Source organism: Paenibacillus lutimineralis (assembly GCF_003991425.1).
Classification (GTDB): domain Bacteria; phylum Bacillota; class Bacilli; order Paenibacillales; family Paenibacillaceae; genus Fontibacillus; species Fontibacillus lutimineralis.
Map to the genome: position 1 here is coordinate 1,903,175 of NZ_CP034346.1, position 22,169 is coordinate 1,925,343.

The 22,169-nt window shown below is 46.1% G+C and carries 24 protein-coding genes; 16 read left to right on the forward strand and 8 right to left on the reverse strand.

The genetic code is table 11. The features are described from left to right. Position 1 precedes the first annotated feature (1 nt). The 4 genes from EI981_RS07775 (at position 2) to EI981_RS07785 (ending at position 1,240) form a co-directional block, all read left to right on the forward strand. Entirely contained in the window at positions 2-262 is a 261-nt protein-coding gene (locus EI981_RS07775; protein ID WP_126996964.1) for a hemolysin XhlA family protein, read from the forward strand. A 1-nt stretch (position 263) separates the two neighbouring features. Beyond that, positions 264-644: a glycoside hydrolase family 25 protein gene (locus EI981_RS29480; protein WP_227011760.1), complete on the forward strand. Its 381-nt coding sequence runs from the start codon at positions 264-266 to the stop codon at positions 642-644. Next, the gene (locus EI981_RS29485; RefSeq protein WP_237172648.1) at positions 581-916 is read left to right on the forward strand and encodes a hypothetical protein; all 336 of its coding nucleotides are present in this window, start codon (positions 581-583) and stop codon (positions 914-916) included. Before EI981_RS29480 ends, EI981_RS29485 begins: the two co-directional genes overlap by 64 nt. Positions 917-1,018: 102 nt before the next feature. Then, positions 1,019-1,240: a phage holin gene (locus EI981_RS07785; RefSeq protein WP_126996966.1), complete on the forward strand. Its 222-nt coding sequence runs from the start codon at positions 1,019-1,021 to the stop codon at positions 1,238-1,240. A gap of 57 nt (positions 1,241-1,297) precedes the next feature. On the opposite strand, the gene EI981_RS07790 is transcribed toward EI981_RS07785, so the two are convergent. Then, entirely contained in the window at positions 1,298-1,774 is a 477-nt protein-coding gene (locus EI981_RS07790; protein WP_126996968.1) for a hypothetical protein, read from the reverse strand. A gap of 427 nt (positions 1,775-2,201) precedes the next feature. On the opposite strand from EI981_RS07790, the gene EI981_RS29490 reads away from it, so the two are divergent. Next, positions 2,202-2,363 carry a hypothetical protein gene (locus EI981_RS29490; RefSeq protein WP_227011761.1) on the forward strand — a complete coding sequence of 54 codons (162 nt, stop codon included), beginning with the start codon at positions 2,202-2,204 and terminating at the stop codon, positions 2,361-2,363. Further along, complete coding sequence (locus EI981_RS07795) at positions 2,360-2,989, forward strand: bacterial surface protein (RefSeq protein WP_227011762.1); 630 nt, start codon at positions 2,360-2,362, stop codon at positions 2,987-2,989. The genes EI981_RS29490 and EI981_RS07795 overlap by 4 nt, the downstream gene beginning before the upstream one ends. 114 nt (positions 2,990-3,103) lie before the next feature. Here the strand turns inward: EI981_RS07795 and EI981_RS30320 are convergent, their stop codons facing one another. Beyond that, entirely contained in the window at positions 3,104-3,400 is a 297-nt protein-coding gene (locus EI981_RS30320; RefSeq protein ID WP_472795099.1) for a YhjD family protein, read from the reverse strand. A 126-nt stretch (positions 3,401-3,526) separates the two neighbouring features. Between EI981_RS30320 and EI981_RS07800 the strand changes: the two genes are divergently transcribed. The 3 genes from EI981_RS07800 (at position 3,527) to EI981_RS07810 (ending at position 6,799) form a co-directional block, all read left to right on the forward strand. Next, complete coding sequence (locus tag EI981_RS07800) at positions 3,527-3,673, forward strand: YolD-like family protein (protein WP_162616130.1); 147 nt, start codon at positions 3,527-3,529, stop codon at positions 3,671-3,673. A 243-nt stretch (positions 3,674-3,916) separates the two neighbouring features. Then, positions 3,917-5,623, forward strand: a complete 1,707-nt coding sequence (locus EI981_RS07805; protein WP_126996972.1) for a ribonuclease J — start codon at positions 3,917-3,919, stop codon at positions 5,621-5,623. 213 nt (positions 5,624-5,836) lie between these two features. Continuing rightward, positions 5,837-6,799 (forward strand): sugar kinase, encoded by a 963-nt coding sequence (locus EI981_RS07810; protein WP_126996974.1) that lies wholly within the window; start codon positions 5,837-5,839, stop codon positions 6,797-6,799. Between the two features lie 607 nt (positions 6,800-7,406). On the opposite strand, the gene EI981_RS07815 is transcribed toward EI981_RS07810, so the two are convergent. The 6 genes from EI981_RS07815 to EI981_RS07840 all read right to left on the reverse strand — a co-directional run bounded on the left by EI981_RS07815 (position 7,407) and on the right by EI981_RS07840 (position 14,008). After that, positions 7,407-9,128, reverse strand: coding sequence for an adenine deaminase C-terminal domain-containing protein (locus EI981_RS07815; RefSeq protein WP_126996976.1), 1,722 nt, complete (start codon positions 9,126-9,128; stop codon positions 7,407-7,409). 17 nt (positions 9,129-9,145) lie between these two features. Next, complete coding sequence (locus tag EI981_RS07820) at positions 9,146-10,201, reverse strand: ABC transporter ATP-binding protein (RefSeq protein ID WP_126996978.1); 1,056 nt, start codon at positions 10,199-10,201, stop codon at positions 9,146-9,148. Between the two features lie 16 nt (positions 10,202-10,217). Then, positions 10,218-11,006 (reverse strand): ABC transporter permease, encoded by a 789-nt coding sequence (locus tag EI981_RS07825; RefSeq protein ID WP_126996980.1) that lies wholly within the window; start codon positions 11,004-11,006, stop codon positions 10,218-10,220. A gap of 4 nt (positions 11,007-11,010) precedes the next feature. After that, entirely contained in the window at positions 11,011-11,832 is an 822-nt protein-coding gene (locus EI981_RS07830; RefSeq protein WP_126996982.1) for an ABC transporter permease, read from the reverse strand. A 531-nt stretch (positions 11,833-12,363) separates the two neighbouring features. Next, positions 12,364-13,440, reverse strand: coding sequence for an ABC transporter substrate-binding protein (locus tag EI981_RS07835; protein ID WP_126996984.1), 1,077 nt, complete (start codon positions 13,438-13,440; stop codon positions 12,364-12,366). Positions 13,441-13,660: 220 nt separating this feature from the next. Next, positions 13,661-14,008, reverse strand: a complete 348-nt coding sequence (locus EI981_RS07840) for a DUF2294 domain-containing protein (protein ID WP_126996986.1) — start codon at positions 14,006-14,008, stop codon at positions 13,661-13,663. Positions 14,009-14,310: 302 nt separating this feature from the next. Between EI981_RS07840 and EI981_RS07845 the strand changes: the two genes are divergently transcribed. From EI981_RS07845 to EI981_RS07870, 7 genes are all read left to right on the forward strand, one after another. Beyond that, positions 14,311-15,243 carry an ABC transporter permease gene (locus tag EI981_RS07845; RefSeq protein ID WP_126996988.1) on the forward strand — a complete coding sequence of 311 codons (933 nt, stop codon included), beginning with the start codon at positions 14,311-14,313 and terminating at the stop codon, positions 15,241-15,243. Between the two features lie 11 nt (positions 15,244-15,254). Beyond that, complete coding sequence (locus EI981_RS07850) at positions 15,255-16,163, forward strand: carbohydrate ABC transporter permease (protein WP_126996990.1); 909 nt, start codon at positions 15,255-15,257, stop codon at positions 16,161-16,163. Positions 16,164-16,339: 176 nt separating this feature from the next. After that, the gene (locus tag EI981_RS07855; protein ID WP_126996992.1) at positions 16,340-17,974 is read left to right on the forward strand and encodes an extracellular solute-binding protein; all 1,635 of its coding nucleotides are present in this window, start codon (positions 16,340-16,342) and stop codon (positions 17,972-17,974) included. 107 nt (positions 17,975-18,081) lie between these two features. Beyond that, a complete protein-coding gene (locus EI981_RS29495) occupies positions 18,082-18,501 on the forward strand; it encodes a hypothetical protein (protein ID WP_227011763.1) in 420 nt (139 codons plus the stop codon). Positions 18,502-18,514: 13 nt separating this feature from the next. Continuing rightward, complete coding sequence (locus EI981_RS07860) at positions 18,515-20,323, forward strand: helix-turn-helix transcriptional regulator (protein ID WP_227011764.1); 1,809 nt, start codon at positions 18,515-18,517, stop codon at positions 20,321-20,323. Between the two features lie 252 nt (positions 20,324-20,575). Beyond that, a complete protein-coding gene (locus EI981_RS07865) occupies positions 20,576-21,388 on the forward strand; it encodes an NUDIX hydrolase (RefSeq protein ID WP_127004465.1) in 813 nt (270 codons plus the stop codon). Between the two features lie 215 nt (positions 21,389-21,603). Next, positions 21,604-22,164: a cysteine hydrolase family protein gene (locus EI981_RS07870; RefSeq protein ID WP_126996994.1), complete on the forward strand. Its 561-nt coding sequence runs from the start codon at positions 21,604-21,606 to the stop codon at positions 22,162-22,164. The last annotated feature ends 5 nt before the right edge of the window (positions 22,165-22,169 follow it).

Here is a 22,169-nt window from a genome sequence, read left to right on the forward strand (position 1 = left end):
CATGGATGGCGTACAAACCGAGGTGCTTCAACGGCTGACCAGGGTTGAGACGAAGGTGGACAATATGGACGATAAGCTGGATAGAGCGATCACAGCTAATGAGACGGCGGTGGAGGCATTATCCTCGGCGCGATCGGCTCACCATCGTTTGGACAAGATCGAGGACGCCCAAAAGTGGCTATGGCGTACTATAGCGGCGTCAGTCATTACGATCGTTATCGGGGCTATTATAACGGCTATCAAGATACAAGGAGGGGCTTAACATGCAAGCACGTAAACAAGGAAATGCGCAAGGGATTGACGTTTCACACTGGAATGGAGTTATCGACTGGTCGAAGGTAGCAGCGAGCGGCATTTCATTCGCTTTTATAAAGGCTACCCAGAATAGTGTAGACAAGCGGTTTCTCGAAAACGTCAAAGGGGCAAAGACTGCTGGTCTATTGATCGGAGCATATCACTACATGGACGACTCGGTATCGACAGTGGATCAAGCCAAGGCTGCGGCACAAGTGTTTTATAAAGCGATACAGGTTGCTGGTGGAGCAGCTATCCACTATGGATTGCACGGTACAGCGCTCAAGTGCCGGCAGATGCTTCAGGTTGGACACGCTGGGACTTCTGGCAGTACAGCGATGGATCGGTAGGAGGGGTACTGCCAAGCGGCACACGTAAAGTAAACGGTATTAACGGTAACGTGGACCTGAATGAATACGACGGAACTATTGCTGATTTGAAACGATGGTATACGAACAAGCCAATAGAAAAGGGTGAGGAAATGACAGGTAAGCAGGAACGGGATATTAATGTTGTGAGCACATGGGCGGCTGATGACTGGTCCGAAGCGAAAGTTAACGATATTTCGATGGCAACGTCCGGGTGCCCCTATTACGCGAGAAGAGACGGCCATTGTAGTTAATAAGATGAGGAGAAACTTTTTGAAGTTGATCGCGGGGAACACACAACGGATCGGAGAGATTGAGAGACAGTTAAAAACAATTGAGGATGGAGGGGATCTGTAATGAACAAGAAAAGATGGCGTAACTATGCTTTGTGGATTAGTATCGTTTCTCAGGCGCTGTTGTTGATCCAACTCGTCGGACATCTTACGGGGGCATTCGATTTAACCGAGGTAATGAAGCAAGAATTATTAACTATCGTTGATGTGTTTCTGGGGCTGCTGGCTACTTTAGGTATTATCTCGAACCCTACTAAGCCCGGAGGCCAGGGATATAACTTGTAAAAGATCACAATTAGATAAATAATAGGGCTATTTCATATTCGAAATAGCCCTAAAACATTAACTTGTTTTTCTGAATTCAATTGTATAAGGTTTGCTGTAATCACTTATGCCATTGTCCATTACTCTAAAATAAATTTTCTCCCCTGGGTTAATTCCAAAACCACCTGATTCAGCAATTCCTTTTCCGTTGTAATCAATTGCTTCAATAGACAATATATTGTCGTTTGCATTCATCTTGTATACAAATAGCACGAGATCAAATGCAGGGGGCGGAGTTGCGATTACATAAAAAGAAAAGGTGCTGCTTCCCCATATGTTATCAACTACATAAAAGTCACTATCCCAAGAGCCATCTAAAGGTACGGTAGCACTATAAAAGGAACTTTCCTGAATATTAGCTCGATACATAACTTCTGCTGTTTCGAATGTGTCACCCCAACCTGCAGCTGCGGACGCTGATGATGCTCCAATCGCCAATAAAAATACTGTGAGCAAGGTGATGACGGAGAGTTTAAAACCTTTCCTTTTTCTCATTCCTATCAACCTCCCAATATTCTACTAGGTTGGCCAACCCTATTAAAACCATAGCATACGTATTTCTCCTTGTATATAGATATTATGGATAAATTTAGGAGAATGTGGCGAATTGATGTAAATTGGTGGAATATATTGTTAGTGAGTGGCAACTGTGATATATTGGAAGTACGGTTACGGATTTTCCGTTTATGTAATCCGGTAGCACCAGTGAAGGAGCCCACTGACCTTAATTTGGTTGGTGGACTTCTTTATTTTTCGACCATTAAAAACGCCGTACTCTTTACTATCCACCACCGAATTGCAGAATAATTAAAACATAGAAATATATAGGTAATTTTATAGTTAAGCAAATTATTGTTTAGACAATTATTTTTTTCGTGATTAGAATATAGGTTGTTTAATCTTGGTTTAGGAGGACACGTATATGAAGAGAAAAAATGTTAAGAAAACCAGTTTTGTTTTTACACTATTCTTAGCTGCATTTTTATTTTTTACAGGTACGAATACATATGCTGCAACAGTTGGTGATCAACTAACCGCTCCAGAAGTAGGATGGAAGCGGTACCAATACTTTAATCAAATATGAAGGGAAATGGCAGAGACAGGATGAACCTCGGCACTCCGGTGGAAAGCATGGTCTACACCGACACAGTAGGTGGCAAGATTAAATTTAAATACTATGGCTCTAAGTTACGAGTAATTGACTCTATGGCATCAAATAGAAGTACAGATATTGTAATATCCATTGATGGGGTTGAAGAAACATTTTCACAATATGCTCCATCTGACACTAGCCAAACTCTATGTTATGAAAAAACAAACCTGCCGCTCGGCTATCATGAAGTCATTATAACCAATAGAACAAAAAGAATGGATTTTGATGCTATTGATATTGATGTAGACGGGACTTTGGTAGATATCGATACACCTATCCCATCTACCGAAGAACCGGAGAAGCCAACAACACCAGAACAACCATCCGGCAACCGAGCTATCTTAGTAGTGACTTTGACAACAGGATTGGAAAAGGAATATGATCTCAGTATGGAAGAGGTCAATGACTTCATAGAATGGTACGAAGCTAAACAGGTGGGATCAGGAAGAGCTTCATATGCGATTGATAAGCATGATAATAATAAAGGACCTTTTATAAGCCGTAAAGACTATATTCTGTTTGACCGGATTCTAACATTTGAAGTGAGTGAGTATTAAGAATTAATAATCATTGAAAATTGTTAAAGACCACTGAGGCCAAAGTGGTCATTGTTTTATATCAGCCCCCATGTATTTCTCCATTAATACGCTACATTCCGCAGCGATGAAATTCTACAACAACTTATAGTCATGAGTGTACCCCCGGCATAAATAACGGGCATCTATCCCGTTTTTGATCCGTATTTCCTCGTACACCTTAATCCCAAGCAACCTGAATTTGCGTCGAACCTCTTTAAGATCTATCGTCACCCGATCCATGGCAGAGTCTATAAAGTTAACATATGGTCCCGGTGTCTTTATATTTTGTTCAATTATCCTTTTGTCACGCTCAAACGCGCTTAGGACTAAGGGTAGAAGCAAATACATCTTTACTAATTGCATATCTGTTGGAGTATGGTCAATTGGCATAGCATCACCCTCATAGAACGTATGTTCCTATTTTATCGCAGATAACAGTTGTTATTCAAGTGTTGAATACAAACAAATGTTCTTATATGGAGATGAAGCTTTATCTTGCCCGAGCATAAGGAAGCGATGAAGCGTCAAAGTCGGGAGGCAACAAGGAAGACAAGGCCGGTCCTGGATGTTCAAGAGTTGGAGCAGATCCAGCTGGTGTTGTCAGAATCGTTTCATGAGCACTGGTCGTGGGTCAAGATGGCTGATATCCTGTCTGCAAAGTGAAAAATAGACCGCTTGGGGAGTCTGGGCGGTCATTTTAGTACCCGTATTTTACCCGAAAATGACTCGTAGAGTCCTATTTTCTGTTGTAGAGTAAACTAATTCAAAAATGGCCTAATCCCTTATCCCATACGGGTTAAACTCGATTCCTATACACTATTGTAGAAAGACCTTTTTATTACGGTTATATTTCAGTATAATTAAATTAGCCCCGTCTGCATTTTTCTAGAGAGGATTAATCACATAATGAATGAAGTTGTCCCAAAACCGGTGAAAAATTACCGGCGTTCCAAGCCTTCCCAACCGCCTGTACGCATATACTCGCTTGGCGGGCTCGGGGAAATCGGAAAGAACATGTACGGTATTGAATTTAGAAATGAGATCATTATTATCGACGCTGGGCTGAAATTTCCCGATTCCAAGCTGTCGGGAATCGATTATATTATTCCAGATGTCAGTTATTTAGTTAAGAATCAGCATAAAATCAAAGGTTTATTTCTGACGCACGGACATGAAGATCATATTGGGGCCCTGCCTTTTGTACTCCGCCAGTTGAAGGTTCCTGTGTACGGTGGACCGTTAACGATCGGACTGGTGCGGGCGAAGCTTGAAGAATATCGAATGCTCGAACAGACGGAATTGCATGTATTTCAGGAGAATGACAGATTTGCCTACAAGCATCTCACCGTTCATTTCTTCCGCACTACACACAGTATCCCGGATGCATTCGGGATTGTCGTTGATACTCCATACGGAGCAGTCGTCCATACGGGCGACTTCAAATTCGATTTCACGCCGGAGGATCATCCGGCTAATATCGCTAAGATGGCTAGTGTTGGCAGTGAGGGTGTACTCGCCCTGCTTGCGGATAGCACGAACAGTGAGAAGGATGGCTTCACCCCTTCAGAGCATCGTGTAGGCAATGCTATTCTTGAGACCTTCCATAATTGCCATGGCCGAATTCTGTTCGCCATGTTTGCTTCTAATGTGAACCGTCTACAGCAGGTTGTCGATGCCGCCATCATGAGCAACCGCAAAATTGCCGTCATTGGACGAAGCATGGAGCGCGTATTTGCGATCGGTCAGGATCTGGGATATATCCGTGTTCCTGATGGAATGTTAATCGATATTAAGCAAATTGATAAATATGAAGACAATCGGATCTTGATTATTTGTACGGGCAGCCAAGGGGAACCGAACGCGGCACTGAGTCGGATCGCTTCTGGTGCGCATCGTTCAGTTTCCATTTATCCGGGAGATTCGGTTGTGTTCTCATCATCGCCAATTCCGGGCAATGGCCCGAATATCAATCGCTGTATCGATTTGCTGATGCGGGCTGGTGCTAATGTCATTTATGGTTCCGTATTCGGTATTCATGCTTCAGGACACGGATGCCGAGAAGATTTGAAGCTGATGCTGAGATTCATTCAGCCGAAATATTTCATTCCGATTCATGGGGAATACCGGATGCTGTTAGCACATAAAAAATTAGCAATGCAAACGGGGATGAACGAGGAGCAAGTGTTCCTGATGAATCTCGGAGATACGTTATCGGTATACCGCAATCGCGCCAAGCGCGGTCGCAGCATTCCTGCAGGAGAGGTCATCGTCAGCAATGGCGAGATCCGAACTTTTGAAGAAGAATTAGTAGAAGAGAGAGAAGTCCTTGCTCAGGAGGGGATTGTCATCGTCGTCATGACGGTGGATGTGGCAACACGCCAGATTCTCGCTGGGCCGGATATTGTAACGAGAGGCTTTGTATACATGCAGGACGCCAGACCTTTACTCAGACGGGCGGAGATGGCACTGCGGCGAAGCTTGAAGAAGCTAGGCGAACAAGGGCCATATGACAGCAATGCCTGGGTGAAGACAACCAATCGGGTGTTGCGCAGATTCTTTATCAGAGAGGTTGGACGGACCCCGCATATTATGCCTTCGATTCTGGAGGTTTAAGCGAGTGTTCAATTTTTAAGCGAATAAAGCGCCAGGGGAGAGTGCATTTCAGTTCCCTTTTGGCGCTTTAGGTGTGTTTGGGTTCATTTTTCTTGAAAAAGTTAATATATGCATAGTCTAATCTGTCCGGGAATGAGATAATAGAAGATAAGTAATAGTCTATTTAATAGCAGCGCAATATTAAGACAGATTGAAAGAGATGGTGAAGACGAAATGCATTACCCCAATTCACATCCGGAAGTGATTACCTTCGGAGAGAGCATGGCTCTGTTGATCGCTGAAGGAGGCAAAGGTCTTGAATACACTTCTAATCTGACGCCGTCATTTGGCGGAGCCGAGACGAATGTAGCGATCGGATTATCTCGACTTGGACATTCCGTTGGCTGGTGCGGGCGTCTTGGTGATGATCCATTCGGACATCGCATCTATAAAATGGTCCGTGGAGAAGGCGTTGACGTATCACATGCCTCGTTCACAGAAGAAGCTCCGACTGGGCTTATGGTCCGCGAAAATGTGGCCGGAAGAAGCTCTGTGTACTATTATCGCAAGCTGTCGGCGGCCAGCAAGATGACTCCCGAGCATTTGGATGAGGAATATATCGCCGGGGCGAGGATTCTTCATATTACTGGGATTACTCCTGCGTTAAGTCCGTCCTGTGCGGAGACGGCTGCAGCGGCGATGGATATGGCAAGACGCCACGGGGTCAAGGTAAGCTTCGATCCGAATCTGCGCTTGAAGCTATGGAGTGTGGAAGAGGCTAGAAAGGTGCTCCTACCGCTAGCGATGAAAGCGGATTATTTCTTGCCAGGACTGGATGAATTGAAGCTGCTCTATGAGACAGATTCGATGGATGAGATCATTTCCAAGCTTGGTGAATTGTCTGCGGTAAGCATTATTAAGGGCGGTGATGATGAGACTTACATTCTCGAAAATGGCAAGCTGTCTGCAGTTCCCTATTATAAGGTGGAGCATGTGATCGATACTGTAGGGGCGGGTGACGGCTTCTGTGCCGGATTTTTGGCCGGTCTGTTGAAGGATTACAGTCTTGAGGAAGCGGTTCGTCTCGGAAATCTGATCGGTTCCCGGGTAATACAAGCGATCGGGGATTGGGAAGGCTTGCCGAGTGCGGCGGAAATCGAGCGGTTGCTTGCCGGGAAGGCGCATGTCGAGCGTTAAGAGAGAAATTAATGACTTCATAGATCGCCACAGGAGTAGATACCGAACTGTAACGGACATACCAGTCGCTTAGAAGGGAAATTTCGACATTATGATTTATAGCGGACATAGTAGCAGGTTATTTGGTAAAATCGCCCCTTTTGGTGTGAATTGAAGCAATTAAGAGTTACTGATGACCGTTAAAATATGAAAAATGGCTGTTTTTCACTTATAAGCGTTTGTAGCGTCCGTTACATGTGGCATGAAATCGAAAGGAGCTATCCCTATAGTAAATACTACTTGGGGATAGCTCTTTTTTGTTGAACAAGCTCATGCGAAGAAGTCTAGTAAATTCTAACGAAACTCCGTATCGTTATTTGCTCCAAAACCGTAGCAAATAAATTCTAACGAAACTCCATATCGTTATTCGGGCGAAAATGGGGCTTTATGCTGCTATTCCACTAAAATAGCGATCCCCAGTTTCGTTACAATTTTTGGAGGTTCATTTTAGCCTAAATAACGATACCACGTTTCGTTAGAGGTCAGAGGTAAGACGTCGGATGTTAGATGGCAGATGTCAGAAGTCAGATGTCAGATGTTAGATGTTAGACATTGGAGGTCCCTGACCTTAGATCTTCTCCACAATCAATGGCACAACTTTGCCGCTGTTTACGTCAATCAGACCATGATCTGTGATTTTCAGATAAGGGCTGACTGGCAGGGAGTGGGTGGCGATCGACATGATCGGGTTATAATGATCATAGCCAAGTGATTGCATCGCTTCGCGCAGCTGTTTGACCGCTTCAGCGGCTGTATCCAGCGGATCTTCCGTTAGAATGCCACCGACAGGCAGATGCATGTTGGCCTTAATCTCTCCGTCCAGCGCGACGCAGAAGCCGCCCTGTTGCTTGATGGCGGTATTCGCAGCCAGCAGCATATCCTGTACATTATGGCCAACCACCAGCAGATTGTGATTATCATGCGAGTAGGTCGTAGCAACGGCTCCTTTTTTAATTGTATCCCCAGTTATGAGTCCAAATGCTTTGCCGCCGTGCTTGCCGTAGCGTTCGAAGGTAGCGATCATTCCGCATCCGCTATTTTCCCATTGGAGTAGACCTCCTTCAGACGTCAATTCAACCAGAGTTTCCTTGGTGAATGTCGAGCCGTCTGCAACGGTCATCACTCTACAGCGATAGGTGCCGTCCTCCACGTCAACTGTAGCCGCGAAGTCCGCCTCCGTAAGCTCAGGGAGCTTGACACTATGGTAGAAGTGATCCGGGAAACGGTACGCTGGGGCTGCTTGCAAGGAGGTAACCGGCCCCAAGGCGGAATAAGCTTCCGAGCCTTTCTTGTACACGGACTCGAGCGCTAGCTCGTCCAGATCGGATACAAGCTGGAAGTCCGCGATTTTGCCTGGCGCGATCGCTCCCCGGTCATGCAGCTTCATCCGGCGGGAAGGGGAGAGGGTGGCCGCATAGATTGCTTTCTCCGGTGCCATACCCATCTGGATTGCCTTGCGTACGATCTGATTCAAGTGACCGTGCTCACGGAACGAATCGGCCATCACATCATCGGTAACGAAGCAGAAATGTTCGGATACGTCATGCTGAATGAGATAGTCCATCACCTCAGGGGTCATCGATTTCTCCTGAATCTCAATGAACATGCCCGCGCCAATCCGGGCTTCTAGTCCTTCGACCGTTTGATGCGTATGATCGGAATCAACCCCGGCATAGATGACCCGAGCTAGATCCAGATCGAGCAGCTTCGGTACATGGCCTTCGATGACCAGATTCGGATAACGCTCTCGCATATGCTTCAGAATCTGATTGGTCTTGCATTCCGGATCGCGAATGACATCTACGTAGTTCATGATTTCGCCTAAGCAGATCACATCACCGGTAGCCAGCAAGGCATCCATATCTTCGATCTCAATCGAACCGCCGGTCGTCTCCAATGAAGTAGCTGGCACGGAGCTTGGAATAGCGTAGAACATATCTACGGTACAGCTCCGGCTCGCATGAATCATCTCCAGAACCCCTTCAAGGCCGAACACGTTGGCCATTTCATGCGGCTCCGGCACGATGGTCGTTACACCATTGCGCAGCAAACCTTGTGAGAATGATTCCGGCGTAACCATCGTGCTCTCGATATGCAAATGGATATCCACAAAGCCGGGAATCATGTACAGGTCGCGGGCATCTACCACTTTCTCCGCTTGGAATGTATCTTCGCCGCGCGGGCCGACATATAGGAATCTCCCATCCTTAATAGCCACATTTTGATGAGTCCACTGCTTAAAATAGCTGTTATAAACATGAGGTTGTAATAATAGCAAATCTGCTTGCATGTCTGTTCCCCCTATTGTTATTCGATAAGTACGAGTTTCTCCGATGGAAACAACAGACGGATTTCTTGCCCGCTCAAATAGGGCTGCTGCATCTCCTTGTTCACGGTAAATTCGCCGAGTGGTGTGACCACGACATATTGATAACTGCGGCCCAGATAAGTGCTTACCTTGACCTTGCCTGTCAACACATTATCGCCGGTCTGAATTTCTTGGAGCGTTCCGGCGATGATATCATCCGGACGGATTGCTCCTTTCATAGACACGGGCATTCCCGGTGCTTTGGCGGCATGAAAATGATAATCTCCGCTGCGGAGGCTGTGGAATGAGCCTTCATCCTCGCGCTCCTGGAAGTCGATGAAGTTGTTGAAGCCGATAAAGCGGGCAACGAACTCCGATTTCGGGTATTGGAAGATGACCGAAGGCTTGTCGAGCTGTTCGATGATGCCTTTGTTCATGACCGCGACCCGATCGGAGATGGAGAAGCATTCTTCCTGGTCATGCGACACATAGACGGTCGTAATCCCCAGCTCCTGCTGAATCCGGCGGATCTCAACGCGCATGTTGACTCTGAGGTTAGCATCCAGATTGGACAGCGGCTCGTCGAACAGCAGCAGGTCGGGTTCGATAACGAGTGCGCGCGCAATCGCGACGCGCTGTCTTTGCCCGCCGGAGAGCGCCTGAGGGAAGCGTTTCTCAAATCCGCCCAGACTGACGACATCCAGCATGTTCATGACCCGTTTCTTGATCTCATCCTCCTTGACCTTGCGCTGCCGCAAGCCAAAGGCAATATTGTCGAATACGGACATATGCGGGAATAAGGCATAGCTTTGGAACACAAAGCCGAAGTTGCGTTTATTAATCGGAACGCGGGTATAGTCTTGACCGCCAAAGGAGAACTTGCCGTCCGTGGCCTCAAGGAAACCTGCGATTAGCCGGAGTGTTGTTGTCTTTCCACAACCGCTGGGACCCAGCAGGGAGATAAGGTGGCCTTTCTCGATGGAAAGATTGAAGTCCTTCAAAATATATTGCTGATCATAGGCGACCGATACGTTTTCCAATTGCAATAAATCCATCAATGTATGCCTCCATTTATTGTTTAGTGAAGTAGGTGAGTCCGAGCAGTCTTTCGATCAAAAACATAAATCCTGCAGTTATCAGCATCAGCAGCACCGAGATCGCCGCGATGGTCGGGTCAAAATAATTCTCCACGTAAGTCAGCATTTGAATCGGCAGCGTACTAACACCAGGGCCGGTCATAAATAATGAAATGTCCACGTTGTTGAACGACTCCAGGAAGGCCAGCAATACCGAGGCGATAATGCCGGATTTGATGTTGGGCAGTACAACCTTGAAGAAGGTGGACAGTCGGCTGGAGCCGAGACTGAGCGCCGCTTCTTCAACAGCGAAATCGAAGCCGGCCAGGCTTGAACCGATGACGCGGATAATAAATGGCAGCATAATGACGGTATGTCCGATCAATAGCGCTGCATAAACCGGAATATGGAAGGTGATCACGACGTACTTCAGCAAGGTAAAACCAAGTACGATCCCTGGAATCAGCAGGGGAGACAGGAACAAGGCGTTCAGTGTCTCTTTGCCCTTAAAGGATGCGCGATTGAGTGCGTAAGCCGCAGGGATCCCAAGCAAAATAGCGATCAGATTGCCCAGCAGCGAGACAAGAATCGAAGTTTTGAAGGTGCTCATAAACATATCGACTTCAAAAATATTCTTATACCAGCGCAGCGAAAATCCGGTTGGCGGGAATTTCAGTACGGTTCCTGGCTCAAAGGAGGTCACTGCAATAATCACAAGCGGCCCGAGTAGAAATAAATATACGATAAAAGTAAAAAGGGCAAGCCCAGGATTTTTGTTCTTCATAGTTCTACTCCTTCGGTTTAAATTTGGCCGCTGCCTTATTCATCAGCCCAATGACGATAAAGGTAATAATCATCATGATGGTGGCAATAGCCGACGCCGCCTGCCAATCGTTCAGTGTAATAGCATTCTGGTACAGGAATGTAGCTACGACGCGCTTTTTACCACCCAGGAGAGCGGGGGTCGTATAGGCCGTCAGACTGCCGACAAAGACCAGGATACTGCCGACGATCAATCCCGGAATGCTGAGCGGGAAGATGATCTTACGGAAAGCGGTCAGCTTGGAAGCTCCCAGGCTTTGCGCTGCTTGGACCAAATCATGATCGATGGACTCCATCACGCCAACCAGTGTAATTAGAATCAAAGGCAGGAACAGATGAACAAGTCCGATAATCATCGCTGTAGGCGTATATAGAATGCTGATCGGCTCCTTAATGAGGCCTATGGACGTCAGCAGATTGTTGACCAACCCATTCTTACCGAGTATGATCATCCAGCTGAAGGAGCGGACGACCGAGCTTGTAAGTAGTGGGAAAATGGCCAACGCAAGCATAATGCCTTTTCTGCGCGCTGGTTGCTTGGATAAATAATAGGCGACCGGAAAACCGATCAAAATGCACAGCAAGGTTGTCACGACGCTGACAAGCAGGGTTGTACCCAGAATATCTAGGAAATACGCATCTTTGAAAAATTGCGTGTAAATCCTGATCGAGAAACCGCCGTCCTTGAATACAGTCGAGCCGACCGTAAGGATTAGCGGAATGATCATGAACAGTGTCAGGAACAGAAAACCTGGTGCAAGTAGCAGGTACAAGTATCGCTTTTTCATGTATGGCAATCTCCTGTTTTTAGAGGTAGTTCAAAAAGTCTACTTTTGATCACGATGTCAATTCAAGAAGTAAATCGACATCGAATCTTGAATTCACCCGGGCCTAAGCAGATGCTTACGAAGTCGTTTTCTACGAAAACGTGTAGCTCCACTCCTCAGACCCTAGCTTCATCCAACTGAAGCGTTTTGAAAAAAACGCACATCGGAAGCATAAGCTTCGGTGCTGAAAACCGACTTTTTGAACACGTACTTTTATTAAATTGCAAAATGTAAAAGGGTGAGATACCTCTCTAATTCGTGCTGCGCAGGACGGAGATAAATCGGTGAATAAATTCCTCCGAGTCGACCTTCAGGCCTACATACGCGTTAGGCTCACGCTGAAGGCGGTTGTCCCCTTTCAAGGTAATCGATTGACCCTGATCTGATCTAAGTTTTCGTTCAAATATTAAATAAAAGCAGGGGCTAAGGCAGCCCCTGCCTGAGTGAAGGCATACAAGGCTGCCTAAGATACCCGGAATATTATAGTAGCGATTAACGGGTGACTTCACGGTTGAAGCGATCTGTCCAAGCCTTTAGATGGCTATTAACAAATGCCATGTCCAGCTTTTGCAGATTTTCGACGACATCCGCTCCATAAGTGACGCCAGCGGCTTCTTCATCTGTCAGTTTTACGTCTTTGTTTGCAGGGGAATCCACTTTGGCTTTTGCGGCTTTCTCTTGAACCTCTTGGCTAAGCTGCCAATCGATAAATTGTTCAGCAAGCTCTTTGTTCTTGCTTCCCTTAACTACGTTAAGCGTATTGATGATGGCATAGGCGCCTTCTTTTGGCGTTACGAACTCAATACCAGGAACCGCCTTTTGCAGATCGCTCAGATACATTTGCATGATCGGTCCGGCTGCTGCTTCACCTTGGATGAACATGTTTACGAATTCAGAGGTTTTACTGTAATATTTCACAACGCTTGGGTTCAGCGCAGCTAATTGTTCAAAAGCTTTATCTTCGTTAAATTCTGTGCTTCCCGTAATTTTCGATGCGGCATCTACCATCATTGGACCGCTGGTTGAGGTGATGCTTGGCATCGTCAGCTTGCCTTTCAGCTCGGGCTTCCACAGGTCGCTCCAGGATTCGATGGTTGTTCCAGCTGCTTGCGGGTCATAAGCAATACCCAGTTGGCCAATGGTATAGGCAGGGCCGTAGTCTTCGCCGTTAGGAGCTTGGGCGATATCATAAATATGGTCCAGGTTCTTGAAATGGCTGCGATCGATTTTCTCGAAGGCACCGGCTTCAATGCCCTGCTGCGCGTAATAATCGGACAGATAGATCACGTCGACATCGGAACTTCCTTGCATGATCTTGCTCAGACGGTCAGCGTTGTTACCTGTTTCAAGCACGATTTTGACATTATGCGCCTTTTCGAACGGTTCGTAGACCTCTTTATTATAGAAGTCCTCTGCGAAGCCCCAGGTCGAAATGACTAGCTTCTGCTGTTTGCCACCTGCAGTATTACTGCTGGCGCCGTTTCCGTCACTGCTGTTGCTTCCGCATCCGGCCAATACAACCGCGGCAAGACTACAAGCCAGAAGACCTTTAACCCATGTTTTTTTCACAATAATTCACTCCTATAAAAGTTTTGGTACATCTATTTTGTTATGAAAAAAAGAAAAGCACTCTAGGTAGAAGAAAATCTCTAACTAGAGCACTTATTCATTGTAAACAAAGAATAACCGCATCTGCTTGTGTTACGGGTGCGGACAGTCCTTAAGATGTAATCAAAAAGAAAGCGCCGCTAGGTTAATCGTCTTTTAGTGCGTGTTCAAAAAGGGATTTTTAAACTTCCTCTTGCAAAATAATGTTTGTGACAGCCCACTGTGTAGCGGGATCATAATCCCGAAGCAGCACTTCGATCCGAAGTCCAAGCTCCTCTTCAAGCCGGGATTTCAGCTTCTTCTTGTAAATCATCGACATATAGAAGTCGACTTCATATTTCAAAGCCGGAATCTCGCCCTCCAGAGCCGTAGAGCGGGGGGAACGACGATGTCTGGCATATAATACGATTCCTTCGGGATGTACGCTTGTCTTCAATAATGAAGTACCGAAGCCAAACAACTCCTTGGACACCTCATTATATACCTGGCTCAACTTTTGTTTAAATTCATTGGAATCGTAATGAACCATTGGTCACCTCAAACTTATGATGATTTTGATGATGAGAAGTTCACGCAAGGATTATAATACATAAAAAACATAGACTTTGCAAGCTATCGTTCGGATTTTGAGGAATATTTAATGTTATTATTCTTTCTTATCCTTCTTAATGCAGTTCATTTACGAACTTTCCATGCTGTCGAAGCTTATCTGCGAAAATATTGCGAATCCGAGAAAAATATGTTGCTTGCCTTTCAAATCAGGGCGCGACTATATTGAAATTGCGGAACGGGCCCAAAAATGACCGCAATCGTAAGTGAAAGGGGAAGATCATGAAAGTAATCAGTCAACCGGGAAAGCGCCGATCATTTCACCTTCGTGACCATGTTCAGCTTTACCTGATAATGCTTCCCGTTCTAGTTCATCTTTTTATTTTCAGCTATATTCCGATGTATGGCATAGTGATCGCGTTTCAGGATTATTACCCGGGAAAACCTTTCTTATCATTTACAGATGCGAACTGGGTAGGACTCAAGCATTTTATCAATTTTTTTAATGGACCTTACTTTGGAAGATTAATGCGCAACACATTCTTGCTTAGTTTCTATTTCCTTGTGTTCGGCTTTTGGGTACCTATTGTATTCTCTCTATTGCTAAATGAACTGAAGCATGGCGTCTTTAAAAAGTTCGTGCAGACGGCTAGTTATCTGCCGCATTTTATTTCCAATGTAGTTGTGGCGGGTATGGTATTGTCCTTCATCAATGTGGACGGGATTATTAATGTTATCATCCAGATGTTCGGCGGAACGCCAATCGCATTAAATACCGAACCAGCCTATTTTCCGGCGATTTATACGATTACGAGCATATGGAAGTCATTTGGCTGGAGTAGTATTTTGTATCTGGCGGCTATGTCCTCTGTAGACCCGAATTTGTATGAAGCAGCAAAAATGGATGGAGCAAACCGATTCAAGCAAATGTTGCATATTTCGCTACCATCCATTCGTCCGACGATCTTCATTTTGCTTATTTTCGCGATTGGCAGTCTGCTATCGGCGAACAGCGAATTTATTTTGTTGATCTACAATCCGATGGTGTATGAAACGGCGGATGTCATAGGCACCTATTTGTACCGCGACGGTCTGCTTGGTGGCAATTTTAGCATGGGGACGGCGGTAGGATTGTTCATATCATTAATTAATTTTACGCTGTTGTATGTTGCTAACTCGCTTAGCCGTAAATATTCAGACTATGCCTTGTGGTAAGGAGGAACAAGATGGTCTCGGCCCGTAGAAATCCAAACAAGATCAGAGAAGGTTCTATCATCGTCGACATTATCCTATATGCAATCGCATTCATTATCTGTTTGATCACTCTGTATCCATTTTACTTTGTCATCATCATGTCCATCAGTTCGCCGCAAGAAGTAGCTGCCATGAATGTTTTCTGGTATCCGAAAGGCTTCAATCTTGGCTCGTATGAGCTTATTGTAAAAGATGCGAAAATGTGGTGGGCTTACTCCAACACACTGATTTATGTTAGTGCTGGTACCTTACTGAACTGCCTAATGGCTGTATTGGGAGCTTACCCGTTAACGGTGCGAAATCTGAAGGGGAGAAAATGGGTGGTCGCGTATCTGCTAATCCCCATGTATATCGGGGGCGGACTTATTCCCTCTTATCTGCTCGTAAATAAGCTCGGGTTATACAATACGATGTTTGCGGTCATTATTCCGGGAATGGTCAGCATCTGGAACATCATCCTGGTTCGGACCTTCTTTACAACAATTCCGGATGGGTTGAAGGAATCCGCCTTTATCGATGGTGCTTCCCATTTGCAGCTGCTGTTCAAGATTATCATTCCGATTTCCAAGCCCATCTTGGCGGTGATCGCCATTTATTCCATTGTTGGCATCTGGAACAGCTGGTTCGATGCGTTGGTGTATTTGCCAAATGAGAAACTTCATCCGCTGCAAATGTACCTGTATCGGGTTGTCGTTCAGCAATCTGTTGATCTGAAGATGCTGTCGCTGGATGATGCCAAGAATGCAGTGGCCACGATGCTGTCCAATATCCAATTGAAGTATGCGATCATCGTGTTCACTACTTTGCCAGTTATTTTCACCTACCCATTTTTTCAAAAGTACTTCATCAAGGGAGCGCTGTTGGGTTCCTTGAAAGAATAGCTTTAGCAGCTTTTCGGGAAAGGGTAAAAAGGTTCATCCTCGGATCTGATAGACATGAATAGATTTGTTACATTAATATGTAAGCGATTTCTTTTCTGGCTGAAGTGAACTATCAAGCAGATCCGATAGCAATAGAAACTTTTCGTTATCAAACATTTCTAGGGGGAATGTAAAACATGAAGCGTTGGAGAAGATCACTGATGTCTTTGGTGGCGGCCGTTCTTATGTTCGGGACCATCACAGCCTGCGGCGGCGGAGAGGTGAAAAAAGAGGAGGGAGGCAGCTCTTCGGCGGTGGAGAAAAGCGTCAGCAAATTGAAATTGCTTGGGCCAACCGGCTCCAATAAGTACATTAAGTTTGAGGATAGAGATAAATATCCGGTGTGGTTTGAAGTCGATAAAATGATACAGGAAGCTGGACTAGAGCTGGAATATGAGCTAGTTCCAAACGAGCAATATAAAGTGGTCATTCAGACTAGAATGGCTTCAGGCTCTTCTCTCCCCGACATTGTGAATATTTCGCAGCTGGATAATACGACGGTTCTGAACCTGGCTAAGCAGGGCGTGCTGCTTGATTTGAATCCGTTAATCGACAAATATAGCAATGGAAATATTAAGAAGATGTATGATCAGGAATTCCCCTATGCCAAAAAAACGACGACATCCCCTGACGGCAAAATGTACTGGTTCAGCGATCTGCACAAAAAAACGTATCAGGAGAAGGACCCGGCTCCAGTGGCCTTAAGCATGCTGATCCGCAAAGACTGGCTGGATAAGCTGAATCTTCCGGCTCCAGCCAATGCCGAGGAATATTTGGATACGTTGAAGGCGATCAGAGACAAGGACGCCAACGGCAACGGCAAACCGGACGAGGTTCTCGTCTACGATACGAGCAAATTCGAAGGCGCTATCGCACAATGGTTCGGACTTGGCACTGATATTACGGCGGTGGATGTAGAGAACAAAAAAATCGTATCCCCATGGTATCAGGAAGGCATCAAGGACTATTTCCGCTATCTGCAGCAGCTTATTAAGGAAGGGGTGCTCGATACAAGCCTGATCGGGGCTACGGGAGAGCAGAAGCAGCAGAAGATGACCGAAAATCAGGTGGCATCGATCAGCGACTACAATCTGGAAACCTATCTGGAGCCAACGATCAATGGCGGCGGTGATTTCCTCCCGTTGATGCCGCTCCAAGCCGTTGAGAACATAGCTCCGGCTGCGCAATTGGAGCCTCCGTTCCTGGTATGGCAAAAATATGCGATTACCAAGGACTGTAAAGATGTGGAAGCGGCTATCCGATTTTTCGATATGATCTACTCTGAGCCATATGCGGACCTGCTGTACTGGGGCATCGAAGGGCAGACCTACAAGAGGGACGACAATGGGGCGAAGGTATATATCAACAACGGATCAGATGAAGAACTGGCGAAATCAGGGCAGGTCACCGGGCGTCCGCTATTCGGGGATACCGTGTTCCCTCGCGTCCAATTCGCCAATCTGGAATTCGAGCTGTCCGGCGTATCCAAGGATAAAGCCGACCATGAGCTGAATATGCTTAATTACAAGCCGTATTTCGTCAACATGAACGCCAACTACCTGGCGATTCCGGATGATCAGCAGCTTGAGACGAAGACGAAAATTTTAACGAATCTCAGAACCTATTCGGAAGAGCTTGCTACCAAGCTGGCTTTGGGCCAGAAATCTCTCGATAACTGGGATGAGTATATTTCCGAGCTGAAAAAGCTAGGGCTTGATCAGTTGATAGAAATCGACCAGCAGCTGCTTGATAGATATAACAGCATCGAATAACGATTATACAACCGGGAAAACGGGCGTTCTCTCCGTCAGCAAGGGGAGTTCGCCGTTTTCCTCCTTCTACTTCATGACTGATTAATAACCGGAGGAGGGGACGGCCTTTGCGACATGGAAGCTTCGGAAGCGTCACGTTTCGAAAAATCTTTTTATCCTATACCGTGATCCTGATTATTCCGATCATTGTGTTCAGCAGCTTGAATGTCCAGCGGAACATCATGGAGGAGAGGCAGCGGCTGCATGACAAGCACATCTCGGATGCCAATCGTATTGCAGTCGTCGTTGATGATAAACTGCAGGAGCTCAAAAATTTAGGCAAACTGATGAGCGAAGAGTCTTGGGTCCGGAAAATGATGCAGAATACAGACGTGTATGAGAATGAATTTGATTTTCTGAAGATGCTTGAAATTCGTAGAAACTTCGAGAATTCCATCAACTCCTTGAATATTCTCTCCTTCGGAATGATTGTTTTTTCCCGAAAAAGAACAGATCTTTTCTGCTTGGGGGACTTATGCGGAGGATGACTTTTTTTCCAGTGTGGCCGTATTCGATAATGAGACACGGCAGCGGATCGAGAGCTCCGTACTTGAACAACAGTATTTCAAGATGCTACCGCCGGAAACGATGAAGCTGTGGGGGAACAGCAAACGTGTCATTCTGGTCTTTCAAAGTCTAGAGGTGGTGAATCAACCGCGAGGAGTGCTTGTTTTATTTATTGACAGCGCTTACTTCGCGGACTATATGCACCGGTTCGGGAGTATTGAGTCCACAGATATTTTAATAACGACGCAAGGACAGCCGATCTACAGGCAGACCCAGGCAGGACTTAATGGGGAGGAGCAGGGGAACCAGAGCAGCTATGAGCTTGTGGTACCCTCGCTTGAGAGTGATCTGAAGTATAAAATGTCTTATCTTGATAGCAGTGTGATCGGTATCAACAATCTGTTCAGTTCGCTGCTGGCTATTTTGATATCCGCCGCGCTTGGCGCTCTAACCGCCTTCCTGTTGGCCAAGATCAGTTACCATCCGTTAGGGGCCTTGCTGAGCAAGCTTTCCGCCGCGATCCGTTCTGATGACGTCAGGAGTAGTCTCGTCTCCGGTTCCGAATATAATTACATTGAAGAATCCTTTGACCGGCTGCTGCATGAAAATGAGAAGCTTCAGCGATCGATGCAAGACTATGAAAAAGGCGCCAAATCGAATTTGTTCCAGCGTCTGCTCAAAGGATATTTTACGGACGATCAGCAAATGAATGGACTGAAAAAAATCGGCATCGGTTATACCGATGAAATGCATTTCTGTACATTACTGATCAGCTTCCATGCGATCCGCGACGTCTCAGACTTCGGCCAGATCCGCAAAATCGAATTGATGACGATCGTGATTGTCGAGAAAGTGATGGAGCGTCATGGGCTGGATTATGAGCTGTTTGAAGTGACCCATGCGGATAAGGCGCTGATTTTGTCCTCGGAAGGCCTTTTTGGACAGGAGGGGATGATGGAGCAAATCGCCGCCAGCATCACGGAAGAGATCGAACAGACTTGCGGTTTTCATCCTTATGTCTTGCCCGGGACGGTAGAGAAGGGACTGGTCGGCATTAGTAAATCGTATTATACAGCCAACGAAAGCCTGCAGTATATTATGTTCTCACGCGACCATCTTCCCGACACCCAGGAAGAAACCGCCCAAACCATCGTTGAATATTATTACCCGACAGATTGGGAGGTGCAGCTAATCAATAATCTGAAGATCGGGAATCTGGATACAACCATGCAAATCTTGCATGAAATCAGTACGGAGAACGGAAAGCGCTGCCTGTCCAAAGCGAGTACAATTCGCTTGGTCTCTTTATTGATGGAGACGATGCTGCGAGTGCTGCATGAATTGAATCTGGATACCGGCATTTACGTGAAGCAGTTCGCCAATAAAGCGGAAGGGGCGGATGTCGGGGAGATGTGGAGCTACGTATATGAAGTCGTCACCTTGATTTGCGAACGCAACCGCTACTCAAACTCGACAACGACTATCGCGGTCGGTAGTCAGCTGCTGCAGTATGTCAACGAAAATTACACCAGTGCCGACGTTTCGTTGAAGCAGCTTGCTGAAATCTTTCAAATGTCGGTCTCCAAAGTATCGAAAATCTTCAAGGAGGTTACCGGAATCAATTTCTATGATTATTTATGTCGGCTCCGCATGGAAAGGGCCAAGGAACTACTACGGGAAAGAAAATGCGCTATTGATGTTATCGCCCATCGCGTGGGCTATGAAAATGTCTATTCCTTCAAACGCGCATTTGTTCGGTATGAAGGCATCAAGCCCGATGAATATGTGGATATAGCGATGTGAAAGGATATAGGAAAGTAGGACACGAGGTTTATGTTTCGGTGGATGTGGTTGGTTTCCTTATGCGGGGAACAGCTTGGATCCACTGGATGCCTCGTGTCTTTTTTATAAAGAAAGTTAGGGGTTGCATAGCTATAAATGAACACTTATTAAGAGCCTAAATTGCATAAATATGGTTGACTTTGCCGTAAGAGATCAGTATAATTACAATTAACAATTTGTTAAATGTTAAAAATGAAGGAGGTCCGCTGCGTGATATCCAATGAACAAGCACTGCAGCACTATGACGCCAAGAAATACCGAACACCGGATGGATATACGTCTGATATCGCGGTGTTTACGATTCTATCAGGTCAGCCTGAGCCTTTTAAACCTCCGGTTATGAAGCTGTATATTATGCTTATCAAGCGGAGCATGACGGATAGTGAAGGGCGTCCGAATATAGAAGCTGGCAAATGGGCGCTGCCCGGCGGTTTCGTGAACCCGGATGAGACGGCGTTCCAGTCTGCTGCCAGAGAATTGAAGGAGGAGACTGGAGTAGACAGCATTCATCTGGAGCATTATGGCGTGTATGACACTCCGGGGCGTGATCCACGAGGATGGATTATCTCCAACGCGCACTATGCCATCGTGCCGGAGCATCTTCTGAAGCATCGCCAGAGTGGAGATGACGCTAGTGAAGTTGAGCTATTCCCGGTTGAGGATGTCTTGAAGCTGGAGCTGGCTTTTGATCACGAACGGATCATCCGTGATGCGATCGATGTGATCCGTCGCAAGTTGCTGGAGACGACTGCAGCGAAGGAGTTCCTGCCTGAGGAATTCACTTACTCGGAGCTTCAGGCGGTGCTGCTTACCGTCACCGATGATTCAGCGATTGCACTGGACGCATCTTTTGCCCGTAAAATAAAATCATTGCCATTCATTCAAGAGGTTCCCGGCAAGAAGACAACCCGAACCTCTAAGAAGCCAACGCAATTGTATCGCTTTGTCGAGAAAGCTACAGAAGCGAACCACTCGCTTTACCATATTAAAGGTAGTTCAAAAAGTCCGCTTTTGATCACGGAGTGAATCAGGAAGTGGGCTCGGCATCGAATCTTGAATTCAGCTGGGACTAAGCATATGCTTACGAAGTCATGTTTCCTACGGAAACATCTCAGGTGCTCACGTATCCAAAACGTACGCTCCGCTCCTCACTCCCAAGCTTTATCCAACCTTCTCGGTGCTGAAAATCGACCTTTTTGAACTCGCATTGAATTGAAAGTAAAATCAGGGAGGTATTCAGGATGACAGAAGTGAAGAAGAGAGCATTAATCAATATTGATTACACGAATGATTTCGTGGCCGATGATGGAGCGCTGACCTGTGGGAAGCCAGGGCAGGCGATTGAGCAGGCGATGGTCGACATTACCAAACAGTATATTGGCAATAATGATTATGTTGTGTTCGCGATTGATCTTCATAGACAAGGGGATCAGCTTCATCCCGAGACCATACTATTCCCACCGCATAATCTTGAGGGAACGAAGGGACGCGAGCTGTACGGCGCATTGGAGGAGGTCTATCAGTTGAATAAGACATCCGAGAATGTGTATTGGATGGATAAGACGAGATACAGCGCGTTTGCAGGGACGGATCTTGAACTGCAGCTTCGCGCAAGAGGAATAACTGAGCTTCATCTGGTCGGGGTATGCACGGATATTTGCGTATTGCATACGGCAGTTGATGCTTATAATAGAGGATTTCATATCGTTATCCATGAAGCAGCTGTAGCCAGCTTCGATCAGGAAGGGCATGTCTGGGCACTGCGTCATTTTAAAGGATCGCTCGGAGCGGAGATTCAGTAAAGAGG